This is a genomic window from Mycobacterium sp., assembly GCF_050701515.1.
GTDB lineage: Bacteria > Actinomycetota > Actinomycetes > Mycobacteriales > Mycobacteriaceae > Mycobacterium.
On record NZ_JBOGDB010000157.1, the window covers coordinates 20,865 to 38,300 of the forward strand.

14 protein-coding genes are annotated in these 17,436 nt (G+C 67.1%); 3 read left to right on the forward strand and 11 right to left on the reverse strand.

Features of this window, described 5'->3' with window-relative positions; all coding sequences use genetic code 11:
- Window positions 1–6: 6 nt before the first annotated feature.
- The gene (locus tag ACRDU5_RS13330) at window positions 7–1,752 is read right to left on the reverse strand and encodes a BCCT family transporter (RefSeq protein WP_526615027.1); all 1,746 of its coding nucleotides are present in this window, start codon (window positions 1,750–1,752) and stop codon (window positions 7–9) included.
- Between the two features lie 12 nt (window positions 1,753–1,764).
- On the reverse strand, window positions 1,765–3,174 hold the full coding sequence (locus ACRDU5_RS13335; protein WP_526615028.1) for a WS/DGAT/MGAT family O-acyltransferase: 1,410 nt from the start codon (window positions 3,172–3,174) through the stop codon (window positions 1,765–1,767).
- Between the two features lie 182 nt (window positions 3,175–3,356).
- Between ACRDU5_RS13335 and ACRDU5_RS13340 the strand changes: the two genes are divergently transcribed.
- A complete protein-coding gene (locus ACRDU5_RS13340) occupies window positions 3,357–3,851 on the forward strand; it encodes an Rv3235 family protein (RefSeq protein ID WP_526615029.1) in 495 nt (164 codons plus the stop codon).
- A 48-nt stretch (window positions 3,852–3,899) separates the two neighbouring features.
- The gene (locus ACRDU5_RS13345) at window positions 3,900–4,364 is read left to right on the forward strand and encodes an SRPBCC family protein (RefSeq protein WP_526615031.1); all 465 of its coding nucleotides are present in this window, start codon (window positions 3,900–3,902) and stop codon (window positions 4,362–4,364) included.
- Here the strand turns inward: ACRDU5_RS13345 and secA are convergent.
- The 3 genes from secA to ACRDU5_RS13360 form a co-directional block, all read right to left on the reverse strand.
- Entirely contained in the window at window positions 4,361–7,186 is a 2,826-nt protein-coding gene (secA, locus tag ACRDU5_RS13350) for a preprotein translocase subunit SecA (protein ID WP_526615032.1), read from the reverse strand. The two genes, ACRDU5_RS13345 and secA, sit on opposite strands and share 4 nt — an antisense overlap.
- 88 nt (window positions 7,187–7,274) lie before the next feature.
- The gene (gene hpf, locus ACRDU5_RS13355) at window positions 7,275–7,925 is read right to left on the reverse strand and encodes a ribosome hibernation-promoting factor, HPF/YfiA family (RefSeq protein WP_526615056.1); all 651 of its coding nucleotides are present in this window, start codon (window positions 7,923–7,925) and stop codon (window positions 7,275–7,277) included.
- 335 nt (window positions 7,926–8,260) lie between these two features.
- Window positions 8,261–8,890: a ComF family protein gene (locus tag ACRDU5_RS13360; RefSeq protein ID WP_526615033.1), complete on the reverse strand. Its 630-nt coding sequence runs from the start codon at window positions 8,888–8,890 to the stop codon at window positions 8,261–8,263.
- Between the two features lie 65 nt (window positions 8,891–8,955).
- On the opposite strand from ACRDU5_RS13360, the gene ACRDU5_RS13365 reads away from it, so the two are divergent.
- Window positions 8,956–10,260 carry a DUF2252 domain-containing protein gene (locus ACRDU5_RS13365; RefSeq protein WP_526615034.1) on the forward strand — a complete coding sequence of 435 codons (1,305 nt, stop codon included), beginning with the start codon at window positions 8,956–8,958 and terminating at the stop codon, window positions 10,258–10,260.
- Between the two features lie 6 nt (window positions 10,261–10,266).
- Here ACRDU5_RS13365 and lpqB read toward each other — a convergent pair whose 3' ends face one another.
- Genes lpqB through ACRDU5_RS13395 form a run of 6 tightly spaced genes read right to left on the reverse strand, consistent with a single transcriptional unit; the run spans window position 10,267 to window position 17,432 of the window.
- Window positions 10,267–12,009, reverse strand: coding sequence for an MtrAB system accessory lipoprotein LpqB (gene lpqB, locus ACRDU5_RS13370; protein WP_526615057.1), 1,743 nt, complete (start codon window positions 12,007–12,009; stop codon window positions 10,267–10,269).
- Window positions 12,010–12,023: 14 nt separating this feature from the next.
- Window positions 12,024–13,661, reverse strand: a complete 1,638-nt coding sequence (gene mtrB / locus ACRDU5_RS13375) for an MtrAB system histidine kinase MtrB (RefSeq protein WP_526615058.1) — start codon at window positions 13,659–13,661, stop codon at window positions 12,024–12,026.
- A 49-nt stretch (window positions 13,662–13,710) separates the two neighbouring features.
- A complete protein-coding gene (gene mtrA / locus ACRDU5_RS13380; RefSeq protein WP_526615035.1) occupies window positions 13,711–14,397 on the reverse strand; it encodes a two-component system response regulator MtrA in 687 nt (228 codons plus the stop codon).
- A 48-nt stretch (window positions 14,398–14,445) separates the two neighbouring features.
- Window positions 14,446–15,075: a dTMP kinase gene (locus ACRDU5_RS13385; RefSeq protein ID WP_526615036.1), complete on the reverse strand. Its 630-nt coding sequence runs from the start codon at window positions 15,073–15,075 to the stop codon at window positions 14,446–14,448.
- Between the two features lie 16 nt (window positions 15,076–15,091).
- Complete coding sequence (locus ACRDU5_RS13390) at window positions 15,092–16,408, reverse strand: lipase family protein (protein ID WP_526615038.1); 1,317 nt, start codon at window positions 16,406–16,408, stop codon at window positions 15,092–15,094.
- A 16-nt stretch (window positions 16,409–16,424) separates the two neighbouring features.
- On the reverse strand, window positions 16,425–17,432 hold the full coding sequence (locus tag ACRDU5_RS13395; protein ID WP_526615039.1) for an LLM class flavin-dependent oxidoreductase: 1,008 nt from the start codon (window positions 17,430–17,432) through the stop codon (window positions 16,425–16,427).
- Window positions 17,433–17,436: the final 4 nt, after the last annotated feature.

Consider the following 17,436-nt stretch of genomic DNA (forward strand, 5'->3'; position numbering starts at 1 on the left):
GCGAGATTATCCGGCCCCTGTTTCTTGGTTGGCGGGATCCTTCTCCACCGAGATGACGAAATCGTCTCCGTGTTGGGTGACGCCGGAGATCACCGCGCTGTCCACTGCCTCGGCGGCGTATTCCTTGCGCACCACCATCGGGTCTCGGCGCAGGTCCCTGACCAAAGCCGTTGCCATCCCCACCATCACCAGGACGAATGGCAGCGCGGCGATGATGGTGATCGTCTGCAGACCCGTCAGTGCGTCCGCACCGCCGACCAGGAGCATCACCGCTGCAACCGCTCCGGTCGCGACACCCCAGAAGATGACGGTTCCCCGGCTGGGCTTGATCGTCCCGCGTTCGGACAGCGAGCCCATCACGATCGAGGCGGCATCCGCGCCCGAGACGAAGAAGATGGCGACCAACACCATCACCAGGATGCTCGCCACGATGGCGATCGGGTACTGGTCGAGCAGGGTGAACAACTGTTGCTCGATGCTGCCCTCACCGGCGAGGTCGACCCCCGACTGCTGTTTATTGATCGCGGCGCCACCGAAGACGCAGAACCACATCAGCGACACCAAGCTCGGCACGAACAACACGCCGGTGACGAACTGCCGGATGGTTCGCCCGCGGGATATCCGCGCGATGAACATGCCGACGAAGGGAGTCCAGGAGATCCACCAGGCCCAGTAGAAGATGGTCCACGACTGCAGCCAGGTGTTCACGTCGGCACCTTCGGCGCCGGTCCTTGCCGACATCATCGCGACGTCTTGCAGGTAGCTGCCGACCGATGTGGGAATCAGGTTGAGAATGAAAATCGTTGGGCCGACGACGAACACGAAGACGGCCAGGACCAGGGCCAGCACCATGTTGATGTTCGACAGCCACTGGATGCCCCGCGCGATCCCGGACACCGCGGACAGCACGAACGCAGCGGTGAGGACCGCGATGATGACGACGAGGATGGCGTTGCCGGTCTCGCCGATGCCACCGACGATCTGCAGGCCGCTGCGGATCTGCAGGGCGCCGAGACCGAGCGAGGCAGCCGATCCGAACAGCGTGGCGAAGATCGCCAGCATGTCGATCACCTTGCCCCACGGGCCATGTGCGCGGGAACCGAGCAGCGGCTCGAATGCGGAGCTGATCAGCTGCAGCCTGCCCCTGCGGTACACGCCGTAGCTGATCGCGAGCCCGACGACCGCGTAGATCGCCCACGGGTGCAGCGTCCAGTGGAACAGCGTGGTCGCCATCGCGGTCTGCACCGCGTCCGGGTTGCCGGCAGCACCGGTACCCGGCGGTGGCGTCGCGAAATGGGACAGCGGCTCGGCGACGCCGAAGAACATCAGGCCGATGCCCATGCCGGCGCTGAACATCATCGCCACCCAGGACACCGTCCGGAATTCCGGCTCCTCCTCGTCGCGGCCCAGCGGGATCTTGCCGTAGCGGCCCAGCGCAAGCCACAGCACGAACAACACAAACCCGGACGCGGTCAGCACGAACAGCCAGCCGACGTTGTTCATCACCCAGGTCAGGGCGTTGCCGGACGCCTCCGCCAGCGCCGCGGTGTCCAGGAAGCCCCACACCAGAAAACCCAGGGCGATCACGGCGGTAACGCCGAAGACCACCCAATCCAGTCCGCGCTTGCGGCTGTACACGTCGTCGTCGACGGGCAGATCGAGCACGGGGTGCGGGATCACTCTGTCGGCCGGCGACTTGGCGGTGTCGGTGACGGACTTGTGGGTCTTTTCGTTCTCGGAGCTAATCGTCACGATGCATCTCAATCATTGAGCGGCCTCCAGCAGTTCATCGAGTGATTCCCGCAGCAACGTCGGCAGAACATCCACGTCGCTCATCGCGTCGCGGTCGGCGTTGATCCCGTAATACAGCATGCCGTTGTAGGAGGTTACGCCTATCGCCAGCACCTGGTTGTTAAGCAGGGGTGGCACCGCATAGCTTTCCAGCAGCTTGGCGCCCGCGACGTATATCTGCTTCTGCGCGCCGGGAACGTTGGTGATCAACAGATTGAACTGTCGGGCCGAAAACATGGTCGCCACCCGAATTCCCATGGCGTGCAACGTCGGTGGCGCGAAGCCGGACAGCGTGACGATCGTTCTGGCGTCGACGAGGCTGGCTGCCGTCGGATGTGATTCGGTGGCGTGTGCGATTTGGGAGAGCCTGACCACCGCGTTGCCCTCGCCGACCGGCAGATCGATGAAGAACGGCGAGACCTCGCTGATTGCCTGGCCCGGTGCGGTCGAATCGAGCTCGGCGTCCGCGTATACGGACATCGGCGCCATCGCGCGCACTGCGGACGTGGGTGCCGCCGACTCGCCGCGCGACAGCAGCCAGTTGCGCAGCGCGCCGGCAACCACGGCCAACACCACGTCGTTGACGTCGCAGTCGTATCGGGTGCGCAGATGGCGGTAGTCCGCCAGCCGGCCGGTGGCCACCGTGAACCGCCGATTGCGCGACACCGTGGTGTTCAGCGGGCTGCTGGGCGCGGTGCCCCGCGCGAACGTCCGGGCGGCGTCGGCGACCCGGCGGCCCACCTCGACCAGCTGCCCGGAGTTGGTGGCCACCTCGGTCACCGCGGAACGAACGGCCGCCAGTTGCACGCCGGGCCGGGCAATCCAGTCCCCGACGGCGCCCATCAGCAGCCGGGCAGTCCCCGGCTCGCGGCCCGGAATCCAGATGTCCTCTCCGAATGCCGGCGGCTTTTGCGTGCGGTCGGCGATGACGTGGCCGATCTCCAGCGCGGTCATGCCGTTCACCAGCGCCTGATGCGATTTGGTGTAGATCGCGAGCCGGTTGCGGGCCAGGCCCTCGACCAGATACATCTCCCACAGCGGCCGCGACCTGTCCAGCTGACGAGACCCCAACCGGGCGACCAGATCATGCAGCTGGGCGTCGCTGCCCGGCGACGGCAGCGCGGACCGGCGGATGTGGTAGGTGATGTCGAAGTCGCGGTCGTCGACCCACACCGGCCGGGCCAGGCCGAGCGTCACCTCCCGCACCTTCTGCCGGTAGCGCGGAATCTGCGGAAACCGCTGTTCGACCGTTGCCAGCAGGGTCTCGTAGCTCAGCCCGCTGCGGGGCTTGCGGAGAATCGACAGCGAGCCGACATACATCGGTGTCGAGGAGTTCTCCAGGTGGTAGAACGACGCGTCCGACGCCGACAACCTGGTCACCATGTCTGGCGGTACCCTCCTGCGAAATTTACGTCGACGCTCACCGAACTCCCGTCACGTTATCCGCCGATTCCGCCGCCGCGCATCACGGGTGCGTGCGGGCCGTGCCAACCATGGGATCATGGACTTGTCTGCGTCTCTCCAGCAGATGCCGTTGCAGCCATACCGAACGCTGGAGAGGTCCGTTGACCGCATCGCACATCTCATTCCAACCGGGCTCGTTCACCGCGCCGGTCGTCGACTATGAACCACCGCCCCTCGGTGCCGCCGCGAGGGTGTCCGCCGCCCTGCACCGGTCGCCACGGCGCCCGCTGCGGTCTGTCCATCGCGTGGCGCGCGAACCGTCGCCGCCACACGCGGCCGCGGTGTTCGCCGACGCGGCGCTGCGCCGGGTGCTGGAGGTCATCGATCGACGCCGCCCGATCAGCCAGCTGAAAGCGCTGATGACGCCGGCCCTGATGGACATGGTGGTTGCGATGGCGCGATCCCCGCACGCCGCTGCCGCGACGCTGCGCCGGGTGCGGCTACGAATGGTGGACACCGCGGACACCGCGGACACCGAGGTGCAAGCCGCCGAGGTGTTCGGCACCTACAGCAGGGCACAGCGGGCCCGGGCCATCGCGGCGCGCATCGAACTCTGCGATGACCGCTGGCGGATTGTCGCCCTGCACATCGGATGAGGCTGGGGGTACCGCCCGCCCAAGGGCAGGGGGACTAGCCTTTGCGACGTGCAGGGAAACACCGTCAGCGTCGAACGTGTCATCAAAGCGCCGGCCGGCGAGATCTTTGCATTGCTCGCCGACGCCGGAAAACACGCAAGCTTCGACGGATCCGGAACCGTGGACCACACGACGGCGCCCTCGATACCGCTGGAGCTGGGCGCCAAGTTCTCGATGCGGATGCGGGGACGGCCCGAGACGCTGTTCGTGCCGTACACGATGAACAACAAGGTCATCGAATTCGAGCCGGATCGCCGGATCGCCTGGCAGCCCACCGCGCTGGGCGGCCTGATCGGCGGCCGCATCTGGCGTTACGAACTCGAGCCGTCCGACGGCGGCACGCTGGTGCGTGAGACGTGGGACGTGTCGAAGGACCGGCAGAGACCGATGCTCAAGCTGGGTTCGATGCCGAAGCAGGCCGAGGACGGCATGCGCGCCACGCTGGAGCGCATCGCTGCCCTGCTCGAGCCCTAGTTCTTCCTTGCCGACTTCGGCGGTTTCTGCCCGCGGGCCTGACGGCGCGCGGCTTCGCGCCGCTCCCGCCTGCTGGCGGGCGGCATGGCGTGCCGTGGGCCGCCGCCATGGCGCTGCACCTGCGCGGAACCGTCCTCCGAAGGACCGGAGTAGGTCAACGGCGGTGCGTCGTCGTCAATTCCCTTGGCGCGCAGCGCCGAAGGTGCCTGCCCGCGCTCTTTCGTCGCGACGCCGCTCTGCTGAGCCTGCGCGGCGGCCGCGGCCGCGAACTCGGAGAGGCCGGTGGGCGCGGCGACCGGAGCCACCGCCGGCGCTGGCGCGGCTTCGACCGTGACATTGAACAGGAAGCCCACCGACTCTTCCTTCATGGCGTCGAGCATCCCGACGAACATGTCGTAGCCCTCGCGCTGGTACTCGATGACCGGGTCGCGCTGGGCGATGCCGCGCAGCCCGATGCCCTCCTTGAGGTAATCCATCTCGTAGAGGTGCTCGCGCCACTTGCGGTCGATGACGTTGAGCAGCACATTGCGCTCCAGCTGTCGCATCGCGCCGTCGCCGGCGAGCTCCTCGAGCTCCTTCTCGCGTTCCGCATAGGCGCGCTTGGCATCGGCGATCAACGCGTCGAGCAGCTCGTCGCGGGTCAGCTCACCCGGCTCCCCGACCGCGTCCGAGTCCACCAGGTCGTGGTGGTCGATGCCGACCGGGTACAGCGTCTTCAGCGCCTGCCACAGCGACTCCAGATCCCAGTCCTCCGAATACCCCTCGGCGGTGGCGCCGTTGGCATACGCGGTGACGACGTCGACCAGCAAGTTGTGCGCCTGCTCGGCCAGGTTCTCGCCCTCGAGGATGCGGCGACGCTCGGCGTAGATGACCTTGCGCTGCTGGTTCATCACCTCGTCGAACTTCAGGACGTACTTGCGAGCCTCGAAGTTCTGCTGCTCGACCTGCGTCTGCGCGCTCTTGATCGCCCGGGTCACCATCTTCGCCTCGATGGGCACGTCGTCGGGCAGGTTCAGCCGGGTCAGCAACGCCTCCAACGTCGCGCCGTTGAACCGGCGCATCAACTCATCGCCGAGCGACAGGTAGAACCGTGACACGCCCGGATCGCCCTGACGGCCGGACCGGCCGCGCAGCTGGTTGTCGATGCGGCGCGACTCGTGGCGTTCGGTGCCGAGCACGTACAGCCCGCCGACCGCGATGACGTCCGTGGCTTCCTCGGCCGCAGTCGCCTTCACCTCGGGCAGCACCCGGTGCCAGGCCGCCTCGTATTCGTCGGCGGTTTCCACCGGATCCAGCCCCTGCTCGCGCAGCCGCTTGTCGGCCAGGAAGTCGACGTTGCCGCCGAGCACGACGTCGGTGCCGCGGCCGGCCATGTTGGTGGCCACGGTGATCGCACCGAGCCGTCCCGCCTCGGCGATGATGTTCGCCTCCTGCTCGTGGTACTTGGCGTTCAGCACGTTGTGCGGGATCCGGCGCTTGTTGAACTGGCGCGACAGGTACTCCGAACGCTCCACACTGGTGGTGCCGATCAGCACCGGCTGGCCCTTTTCATAGCGCTCGGTGACGTCGTCGACCACCGCGATGTACTTGGCCTCTTCGGTCTTGTAGATGAGGTCGGACTGGTCGCCGCGGATCATCGGCTTGTTGGTCGGGATGCTGACCACGCCGAGCTTGTAGATCTCGTGCAGCTCGGCGGCCTCGGTCTGGGCGGTGCCGGTCATGCCGGAGAGCTTTTCGTAGAGCCGGAAGTAGTTCTGCAGCGTGATGGTGGCCAGCGTCTGGTTCTCGGCCTTGATCTCGACCTGCTCCTTGGCCTCGATGGCCTGGTGCATGCCCTCGTTGTAGCGGCGCCCGATCAGCACCCGGCCGGTGAACTCGTCGACGATCAGCACCTCGCCGTTGCGGACGATGTAGTCCTTGTCGCGCTGGAACAGCTCCTTGGCCTTGATCGCGTTGTTGAGGTAGCTGACCAGCGGCGAGTTTGCGGCTTCGTAGAGGTTGTCGATGCCGAGCTGGTCCTCGACGAACTCAACGCCCAGCTCGTGCACGCCGATGGTGCGCTTGCGCAGGTCAACCTCGTAGTGGGTGTCCTTCTCCATCAGCGGCGCCAGCCGGGCGAACTCGGGGTACCAGTTGGACGCGCCGTCGGCGGGACCGGAGATGATCAGCGGCGTGCGGGCCTCGTCGATCAGGATGGAGTCGACCTCGTCGACGATGGCGAACGGGTGGCCCCGTTGCACCATGTCCGCCACCGAATGCGCCATGTTGTCGCGCAGGTAGTCGAAGCCGAACTCGTTGTTGGTGCCGTAGGTGATGTCAGCGCCGTAGGCCAACCGTCGCTCGTCGGGAGTCATCTGGGAAAGGATCACGCCGACGTCCAGGCCGAGCAACCGGTGCACACGCCCCATCCACTCGCTGTCGCGCTTGGCCAGGTAGTCGTTGACGGTGACGACGTGCACGCCCGTGCCGGTCAGCGCGTTGAGATACGCGGGCAGCACCGAGGTCAGGGTCTTGCCCTCACCGGTCTTCATCTCGGCGACGTTGCCGAAGTGCAGGGCCGCCGCGCCCATCACCTGGACGTCGAACGGCCGCTGGTCGAGCACCCGCCAGGCCGCCTCGCGGGCCACCGCGAACGCCTCCGGCAGCAGGTCGTCGAGGTCTTCGCCGTCGGCTACCCGCTTCCTGAACTCGTCGGTCTTGGCCCGCAGCTCGGCGTCGGAGAGCTCTGCGACGTCGTCGGACAGGGTGTTGACATAGTCAGCCACCCTCTTGAGGCGCTTGACCATGCGGCCTTCACCGAGCCGGAGCAACTTATCGAGCACGCTAATTTCCCCTGTGGGTTGATGGATCCCGTCGCGTATCAGACGGGGTCCATCCTAGGTGACACGCCGAAGTGGCTGGTCAATTGCCTCAGGCCAGGCGTATCAGTCCGTAGTCGTACGCGTGCCGGCGATACACCACGCACGGCCTGTCGCTCTGCTTGTCGTGGAACAGGAAGAAGTCGTGGCCGACCAGCTCCATCTGGTAGAGCGCGTCGTCGACGGTCATCGGCTTGGTCGGGTGTTCCTTGGTGCGCACGATCTTGCCGGGCTTGTGGACCTCGGCGCCATCAACGGCACCGTGGTGCTCGGCGTCTTCGGTGTTCGCCGGTGGCTCGAACGCCTCCGGGGCGGATACCTTCGTCGCCTGGGCGAGGGACACCGGGGTCTTGTCGCCGTAGTGGACCTTGCGACGGTCCTTGCTGCGCCGCAGCCGGCTCTCGAGTTTGCAGACCGCCGACTCCAGGGCGGCGTAGAAACTGTCCGCGCAGGCCTCGCCGCGCACCACCGGGCCGCGGCCGCGCGCGGTGATCTCTACGTGCTGACAGTTCTTGCGTTGGCGCCGATTGCGTTCATGGTCTAGTTCGACATCGAAAAGGTAGATGGTGCGGTCGAATCGCTCCAGGCGGGAGAGTTTCTCTGAGACGTAGATGCGGAAATGGTCGGGAATCTCGACGTTGCGGCCCTTGACCACGACCTCTGCATGGGGCACGGGTGCGGGCTTGTCGTCTTCGACGATCATCGAGCGGTCTGAGTCCACGGAACGGGTTGACATGCTTTGCGACTCGTTTCTTTTTCGCGTCGCACGCGCGCTGCGTGCCGGCCTGTCAGTACTGCGCCGGCGGGGCATCCGTTATTTCGCCGCTCGCCGGTGCAAGGTGTCGATCGCTCACCTCCTACCGCTACTGGGCGATGGTTGGCGCTTCTCGTCTGAGCGCCGCCGTGAGGCGTTCACGGGTGGTTGGCCCCGACGGTAGTCCGTATTCACCCCCTCGTGCCAGTAATTTCGTCGACCCGTTCTCAGTTCTTCACGCGGGTTTGACCTCGGGGTAATTGAGGACGGCGTCACCTGGGCGGTCAGGCGTGCGCGACGGCGAGGACGGCGACCACACCGGCCCCAGAACTTTGCAGGATGCGCACCGACTCGGAGACGGTGGCACCGGTGGTGACGATGTCGTCGACAAGCAGCACCTCCCCTTCGGCAGGTCTGCACAGCCGGACCCGGCCGGCGACGTTGCGTTGCCGCGCCGCGCTGGACAGGCCCACCGAGTCGCGGACCAGGGCCCGCATCCGCAGCGCCTGGACGACGGTGATGTCCCGTCGACCGGTCGCCGAGGCCAGCGCCATCCGGGTGACCGGGTCGCCGCCGCGCCGGCGGGCGGCCAGCCGGCGGGTGGGAGCGGGCACGACCGTGACCGGAGCGCGGGCGACTCCCCAGTTCAGCAATTGGTCGAGGCCGCAGCGCAGCGCGCGGGCCAGCGGTGCGATGAGGTCGGCGCGGCCGTGCTCCTTGACCGCGACGATGGCATCCCGGCGGGCGCCGGCGTATCGGCCCAGCGAGAACACGGGTACGCCGGGGTCGAACCGCGGGGTGATCAGATGCGGCTCGTCGGGCTTGACGGCAAGCACTTCGGCGCAGGCGCTGCACCATCGCGTCGACGGCGCGCCGCAGCCGCCGCATTCCAGCGGAAGGACCAGGTCGAGCACGCCGTCAGTGTCGCCGCGGCCGGTGACATCCATATCGGATCGGGACGTCGGGGTACACAGGAGGCATGGCCGACCGCGAGTCCTTCATCGTCGACTGCCTGGTGCAGGCGTTCTCCGACCTGATGAAGGCCGATCCCGACGCGTTCCGCACCAAGTTCCGCAAGATGGCCGCCGACCCGTTCGCGTTCTACCGGGGCAGCGCCTGCGTCTTCTACGCCGACCTCGCCGGTAAGGAGGATCGGTGGGCCGACGAACGGACCGGCCGGGTCTGGATACAGGGCGATCTGCACGCGGAGAACTTCGGCACCTACATGGACGGCTCGGGGGTGCTGATCTTCGACGTCAACGATTTCGACGAGGCCTTCATCGGCCACTTCACCTGGGACCTGGAGCGGTTCGCGGCCAGCGTCGCGTTGATGTGTTGGCAGAAGGCACTCTCCGATGAGGAGATCAAAGCGCTGATCGAGACATTCATCCGCGCGTACGTCGATCAGGTGCGGTGGTTCACCGATGTGGAGGACGACACGTCGTTCTCGCTGAACCTGACGACCGCCCGCGGCGCGGTGTTGTCGGCCCTGCAGACGGCGCGGCTCTCGACGCGCTCGCAGATGCTGGACCGCATGACGCGCGTCGACGATTGGGACCGGCGCTTCCGCGACCTAGCCGGAGTGCGCCAACTCGACGACGCCGAACGCGACAAGGTCACCGACGCATTCGGCCGCTACCTGGAGACGATTCCCAAGACGAAGCGATTCCGCGGCATCGCCTACGACATCAAGGACGTGATCGGCAAGACCGGCATGGGTATCGGTAGCGCGGGACTACCCGCGTACACGGTGCTGATCGAAGGCTTCAACCAGGCGCTGGATAACGACGCGGTGCTGTCGATGAAACAGGGCAACGTGGCGGCGCCCAGCCGCGTGATCGACGACCGCGAGGTGCGCGAGTACTTCAAGCATCACGGGCATCGCACAGCGGTGTCCCAACGCGCGCTGCAGGCTCACGCCGATCCCCTGCTGGGCTACACCGACATCGACGGCGGCGGCTTCGTAGTGAGCGAAATCTCGCCCTACGACGCCGATTTGGACTGGAGCGAGTTGACCGAACCCGACGAACTCGCGGAGGTCATCGAGCAGCTCGGACAAGCGGTGGCCAAGGTGCATTGCGTCAGCGACACCGACAGCGATCAGACGTTGGTCGACTTCCAGACCGAGGAAGCCATCGTCGCTGTCATCGGCGAGCACGTCGACGAATTCGTCGACGACATGGTGGCGTTCGGACTCGAATACGCCAACACCGTCCGCGACGATCACCGCCATTTCGTCGAGGCGTTCCGGGAGGGGCGGATCCCCGGCGTCAGCTCGAGCTGAGGCTGCTCAGCCCGGCAGTACGGGTACTGCGCCGGGTGTCATCAGCGGGCGCACCTCCACCCATCTGGGGTCGTTCTCGGCCGCCGAACCCGACAGCTGCAACACGCCCCGGGCGTCGGCCACATACACCGTCGACGGGTTCGCGGCGACGGTGCCGACCGGCATCAGCAGGCTGCGGCTCGGCCCGTCGGAGTTCACCCCGTCGAGGTTGACATAGGACACCGGGTGTTGCGGGTCGGTGCGGCTGACCACGATGTCGTCGCCGGTGCGCCAGCACAACGAAACCACCGTGTTGCCCAGGCCGAAGCCCAGCCGGCGCGGGTGGGTGAGTGCGTAGCCGCCGCCCGGCGTCTGCTCGACGCTGGCCAGGATCACCTGGCCCTCGATCACCATCGCCGCGCGGGTGCCGTCGCGGGACAGCTGCAGCTCGGCGATCACGCCCGGGAATCTGGTCGTGACGGCGGTGGCGTCGACGGGGATGCGGCCCGGCTGTCCGGACGCGTCCTGAATGGCCCGCACCACCGTGTTGCCGTCGACCACCACCCAGATCGCGTCGTCGAGCGACCAGCTGGGCCGGGAAAGGGTGCGACCGTCCATCGCCTGTGCCGCGTTACCGGCGAGCGGGCCGACCCACAGTGACGATGCCATGTCCGGCGCACCCGGGCGGAGCGTCACGATCGACGCCACCTCCCGCCCGGTGCGTGACACCGCGGCCGCCGTCTGATTGGGCATTTGGCCGAACGATCCCGCGACACGTGGTGCCCGTTGACCGTCCAGGGACACCAGCGACCCGCCGACCAACGCGTGCAGCCCCGCGGCGGCACCGTCGGCCGCGCCGGGGTCGGTGGCGGCGACGTCGGAGGTCTGCCAACCGTCGGCGAACCGGTCGTCCAGCGCGGCTCCATCGGCATTGATGACATACGGGCCGTTGATCCCCGCCCGCGACAGCGTCCAAATGATCTGCGCGGCAAGCAGTTGCCGGCTGTGCGGATCGGTGGTGGACAGGTTTTCCAAGTCGATGCGCGCGCCGCCGTAGCCGCGGCCGACGCCCATCTTGCCGCCGTCAGCGCGAGTCACCGGACCGCGCAACCTCAGCGGCGGCCCCAGCAGGTTGCGCACCGTGTTGGCCATCTCCGGCCGCGAGCCGGCGATCAGTTTGGTGACCAGCTCGGTGGCCAGCTGGTCGGGATCGGAGACCGCGACGTAGCGCGGATCGGGAACCACGGTCTTGCCGGTCGGGTCGGCGAAGTACAGCGTGTTGCGCTTGTAAGTCTCCTGAAACTGTTTCCAGTCCAGGAAAACCCCGTTGGGCAGCCGATCGATACGCCAGCCATCGGGCGTCTTGACCAACTCGATCGGGCCGGGGTCGGGCAATGCCCCTTCGCCGGTCTCGAACACACCCATGTCCGACAGCGAACCCAGGATGTCGGCGCGCATATTGACCGAAACCCGGTCCGGGCCACGGGTTTCGACGAAGACGACCCGGTCGATCAGCAGCGCGCTACCCGCGTCGTCCCAGGCGTTCGACGCCGATTCGGTGAGGAACTGCCGGGCCGCCAAATGCCGGTTGGAGGGATCGGCTGTGGCCTTAAGGAATTCGCGCAGCAGCACATCGGGATCCATGCCGGGTGTGGGTTTGGGCAGACGCGGCGGCGCGGGCCGCTCCACCGTCCCGATGGCCTGCGGCGCCGACGAGCTGGGCACCCCGGCACAACCGGCCAGGACCACCATCGCCAACGCCGATACCAGAGCGAGGACGCGCCTCACACGCTCTCCCCGGCCGGTTCGCGCTCGCGGGCGGGACGGCGCGGCTTGCGTTCCCGCCCAATGGGTTTCATCGGAAGCGGGCTGGTTGTCACCTTGTGGCCGCGCACCAGCGGCAGGGTGAGCCGGAAACATGCGCCCTTGCCCGGCTCGCCCCACGCCTCCAGCCGACCCTGGTGCAGCCGGGCGTCCTCGACACTGATGGCCAGGCCCAGCCCGGTGCCACCTGAGCGCCGGACCCGCGACGGGTCGGAGCGCCAGAACCGGCTGAACACCAACTTCTCCTCGCCGGGCCGCAATCCGACGCCGTAATCGCGGACGGTGACGGCGACGGTGTCTTCGTCGGCGGCCATTTTGATCCGCACCGGTTTGTGCTCGGCATGGTCGATGGCGTTGGCGATCAGGTTGCGGAGGATGCGTTCCACCCGGCGCGGATCGACCTCGGCGATGACCTCCTGCGGCGGCATGTCGACGATGAGCTCGCTCTTGGCGTCGTCGGCAAGGTGGCCGACGTTGTCCAGCGCACTCTGTACGGTGTCGCGCAGGTCGACCGCTTCGACGGACAGCTCGGCGACACCGGCGTCGTGCCGGGAGATCTCCAGCAGGTCGTTGAGCAGCAGTTCGAACCGGTCCAATTCGCTGACCAGCAGCTCGGTCGAACGCCGTAGCGCCGGGTCGAGGTCCTCGCTGTGGTCGTAGATCAGGTCGGCGGCCATTCGCACCGTGGTCAGCGGGGTGCGCAGTTCGTGACTGACATCGGAGGTGAACCGGCGCTGCAGGTTGCCGAACTCCTCCAGCTGGGTGATCTGCCGCGACAGGCTTTCGGCCATGTCGTTGAATGACACCGCCAGCCGCGCCATGTCGTCCTCGCCGCGCACCGGCATGCGCTCGGTGAGGTGACCCTCGGCGAACCGTTCGGCGATCCGCGAGGCCGACCGCACCGGCAGCACGATCTGGCGCGCCACCACCAACGCGATCGCGGCCAGCAGCCCCAGCAGCACCACACCGCCGGTGACGATGGTTCCGCGCACCAGCGCGATGGTGCTTTCCTCGCTGCTCAGCGGAAAGATCAGGTACAGCTCCAGGTTGGTGACCGGCGACGACGTCGGGGTGCCGATGATCAACGCCGGGCCGGAGAAGCCTTCGGTGTGCACCGTGGCGTACTGGTAGCTGACCTGGCCGGCCTTGACGAAATCCCGCAGCGCGTTGGGGACCTGCTGCACCGGGCCCGCCGCGGTCGCGGCGCGTGGCCCGTCACCGGGGACGACCAGCACCGCGTCGAACGCGCCGGCCAGGCCGGCCTTGCGGTCGGTCAGCGTGTTGCGCGCCAACTGCAGGCTGCTGTCCAGCGACCGGGTCTCCTCGCCGCCGACGATCCCGCTGACGGTGTTGCGGGCGCGTTCGATCTCCTCGGTCGCCGCACGCACCTTGACCTCGAGGATCCGATCGGTGATCTGACTGGTCAACACGAAGCCGAGCACCAGGATGACGGCCAGCGACAGCCCCAGCGTCAGCGTCACCACCCGCAGCTGCAGCGAGCGCCGCCAGGCAAGACCCATCGCTCGACTCAGCGCACCCAATCCGCGTATCAGTGGTGCCGAACGCCGATGAATGCGCCGCCTCGAGCTGAAGATCACGGCGACCGCCAAGCGGTCAAAATCACGACCACGGCCGAGCCGTGCAGACTCACGGAGGTCCGGCCTTGTATCCCACTCCTCGAACGGTCAGCACCACCTGCGGGTTCTCCGGGTCCTTCTCGACCTTGGCCCGCAACCGCTGGACATGCACGTTCACCAAACGGGTGTCGGCGGGGTGCCGATACCCCCACACCTGTTCGAGCAGCACATCACGAGTAAACACCTGCCGCGGTTTGCGCGCCAACGCCACCAACAGGTCGAACTCCAGCGGCGTCAGGGAAATCTGTTCGCCCTGCCGGGTGACCTTGTGGGCCGGCACATCGATGTCGACATCCGCGATGGACAGCATCTCCGCGGGCTCGTCCTCGTTGCGGCGCAGCCGGGCACGAACCCGGGCGACCAGCTCCTTGGGTTTGAACGGCTTCATCACGTAGTCGTCGGCACCCGACTCCAGGCCGAGCACCACGTCGATCGTGTCGGTCTTGGCGGTCAGCATCACGATCGGCACCCCGGAGTCGGCGCGCAGCACGCGGCACACGTCGATGCCGTTCATGCCGGGCAACATCAGGTCCAGCAGCACCAGATCGGGGCGCAGCTCGCGGACCGCGGTGAGCGCCTGCGTGCCGTCGCCGATGACCGCGGTGTCAAAACCCTCCCCGCGCAGCACGATGGTGAGCATCTCGGCGAGCGAAGGGTCGTCATCAACGACCAGAATCCTTTGCCTCATGGTGTCCATGGTGTCACCAGATCGCGATAAAACACCGGTAGTACACCCGCGAGTCGGCTATTGACCCAGCTCCACGGCCAGTGCGGCCGGATAGACGCCGGGGCCGACGGCCCGCCACCGCCCGCACCAGTGCCCGGCGGCCAGGCCGGCGTACACCTCGCCGGTGCGCCGCTGCAGATCGTCATCGCGTTCGTAGGCGTCGCGCGCCCGGTCGGCCTCGGTCTTGGCGCGTTGCTGGGCCCGCTGGGCGGCCAGTTCGGCGGGTACGTCGAGCAGGATCTGCCAGTCGGGCTCCGGTAGATGCAGCCGGCCGTACTCCAGCTCGCGCACCCACCCCACCACCTCGCCGTCGGCGCCCTGGCTCAGGCGGGCCGCGCTGTACGCGGCGTTGGACGCCACATAGCGGTCCAGGATCACCACGTCGTAGGCGGCGGTCAGGTGGCCGATCTCCCCCCGCGCACCGGCCCGGTCCAGCGCGAACAGTACCGCCATCGCGTACGCCGACGTCGCGAGGTCGCCGTGCCCGCCGTGCAGCGCCTCGGCGGCCAAGTCGGCCGACACCGAGTGGCCGTAGCGTGGAAACGACAGGCTCGCAACGGACTTGCCGTCGGCCTCGAACACCGTACGCAGTCCCCGGGTCAGCGTGCGCTTGCCGGCGCCGTCGACACCCTCGATCGCGATGAGCACGCGGCGAGCGTAGCGCTCAGAACTGCCCGCAGTTCGGTGTGGTCGGTAAGCCGTTGAAGCGGTCGGCGATCCACTGCATCGCGCGCTCGCCGTCCACCAGCATCGGCAGCGCGTGGTTGACGATGGCCTTGTTCAGGAACGGCGGCTGCTCGTTGGTCCAGAATTCCACGTCGGCGCCCTGCGCGCACCAGTCGCGGCCGAGCTGGTTGGCGCCGGTCCACGGCACCAAGGGGTCATACCGGTTGGACAGGATCATCACCGGCGCGTTGGGTTTGTGCCGGCCGATCTTCTGCGCCTCGAACAGGCTATTGAACGGTTCCTGATTGACCAATTGAAAGATGTCCCGGTTGAAGTAGGGCTGCAGGTGCCGAAACATGAATTTGAACAGGGTCTCGGCGACGCACTGGTCCTGGACTTTGAAGAGCAGATCCGCGCCGCGTGGCGTGAGCGTCGCGCGAATCGCCTCCTCGTGTTCCGGGTAGCTGGTGATGACGGAGTTGAGCGCATACCCGACCGCACCGACCAGCACGCTGCCATCGGCGTACGGGAACAGCTCCTTCAGATCGGCCGGCGGGGCCCCGGCGTAGGTGCCGACGACGCGAAGTTCGGGGGCGTACTGCGAGGCGAGTTCGGCGCCCGATGCGGCCGCCCCGCCGCCCTGCGAATAGCCCCAGAAAGCCACCGGGCCGTTCGGGTCCAGTGACGTGTCGGACAGCCGCTTGGCCGCGCGGGCGGCGTCGAGCATGGCGTTGCCTTCGGCGATCCGGTTGACGTAGGTGTGCAGGCCGGGTGTGCCGAGGCCTTCGTAGTCGGTCATCACGATCGCGAAGCCGCGCGCCACCATCGTCGCGACGAACAACTCCTCGTAGTTGAACGCGAGGTCCAGATAAGGCCTCCAGTGGATGCCCTGATTGAACTGTCGCGACGGCGCGCACTGATCGCCCTGACCCTGGGTGCCGGGACCGTACACCAGCAGCGGGCGCGGGCCGCCGCCGGGCCAGTCGTTGTACGGCTCAAAGTAGGTGCCCGTCACCACATTTGGATTTCCGTGGGTGTCGGTGCTGCGGTACATGATGCGGGTGCCGGTGGCCATGATGGCGCCCAGCTGACCCGACGGTTCCAGCACCAGCCGGGACGGCTCGGTACGGATCAGGTCACCCGGCGCGGCCGGCGGCAACGGGTCCGGCGGGGTGTAGAACGCCTGGTACTCGTCTTCGTTGAAGTACGGGTCGTACTGGTCGTTGGTCGGGTCGTCGGCGAAAGCCCGCGGCGTGAAAGCCGGAATCAGAGCGAGAAGGACAACGACAACTAGACCAATCAACCCCCGACCCACGCGGAGAAATCTAGCGTCAATCCAGCGCAGCGATCGCCGTTTTGAGCTTCGGCATCGTCTCCTTCAGAAGTTCCAGGCTCTTCCAGCCCTGCTCGGGCGATAGCCCGCCCAGTAATGGCTGAAACGGAAACGTCGACCGGTCCGGCATCTCGGGCACCTTGGCCAGCAGCTGGTCGGGAGTCCACGCCGCGAACAGACCGGCCTGGCGCAGCACACCCGGATCGGTCAGCCCCTTGAACGGCGACGTCGACGTGTCCCCCTCCTGCTCGGCCCACTTGGCGTACTCGGTGATCACGTGGACCGCGTGCCGTTCAATCGCGGCCCAGCCCTGATCGGGATCCTCACACAGATGGATGGCGATCGGTGTAGGCCCCGGCCGGAAGTACCGGCCCGGGGTTTGATCTAGCCTGCGACACTCCTCCAGATAGACATCCACCAAATCCGGATTGATCGGCCCGAAGCCGACGCCGAACCGCGCCGCGCGTTTCGCAGACACCGGAACTCCCCCACCGACCATGACGATGTCCTCGGGCTTCTGCACCGGCAGCGGCCGGACGTAGACGGGGCGGCCGTTCGCCTCGAACCGCTCGCCGCGCAACGCACGCAGGATCGTGTCGATACCCGAGTCCATCAGCCTCGCGCGGTCTTTCAATGACTTGCCGAACGTCGCGAATTCGAAGGGAACGTAACCCGCGCCCAACACGACGTTCAGTCGACCATTAGAGATGAGATCGGCGATCGCGATCTGCTCGGCGACCAGCACTGGCTCGTGCAGCGGCAGGAGAACCGCACCGAGAAGGAACCGGACATCCGTCGTCACCGCCGCCATGGCCGCCGCGAGCGTGAACGGCTGCGGCAGGTAGCCGTCGTCGGAGCCGTGATGCTCCATCAAGCTGATGCGGTCGACTCCGATCGAGTCCGCGAACGCCGCCATCTCAACCGCGGCGCTATACAGCTCGCTCGTCGGCGTGGCCCAGTCGGGCGCACGCATGTCGAACATCAGGGTGGTCCCGACGTTACGCATCAGA

Excerpts from the sequence above, each read along its gene's own strand:
- ACRDU5_RS13335 (WP_526615028.1), bottom strand. The coding sequence starts at position 3,174 with ATGGTGACCAGGTTGTCGGCGTCGGACGCGTCGTTCTACCACCTGGAG.
- hpf (WP_526615056.1), bottom strand. The coding sequence starts at position 7,925 with ATGATCGTCGAAGACGACAAGCCCGCACCCGTGCCCCATGCAGAGGTC.
- ACRDU5_RS13365 (WP_526615034.1), top strand. The coding sequence starts at position 8,956 with ATGGCCGACCGCGAGTCCTTCATCGTCGACTGCCTGGTGCAGGCGTTC.
- mtrA (WP_526615035.1), bottom strand. The coding sequence starts at position 14,397 with ATGGACACCATGAGGCAAAGGATTCTGGTCGTTGATGACGACCCTTCG.
- ACRDU5_RS13395 (WP_526615039.1), bottom strand. The coding sequence starts at position 17,432 with ATGCGTAACGTCGGGACCACCCTGATGTTCGACATGCGTGCGCCCGAC.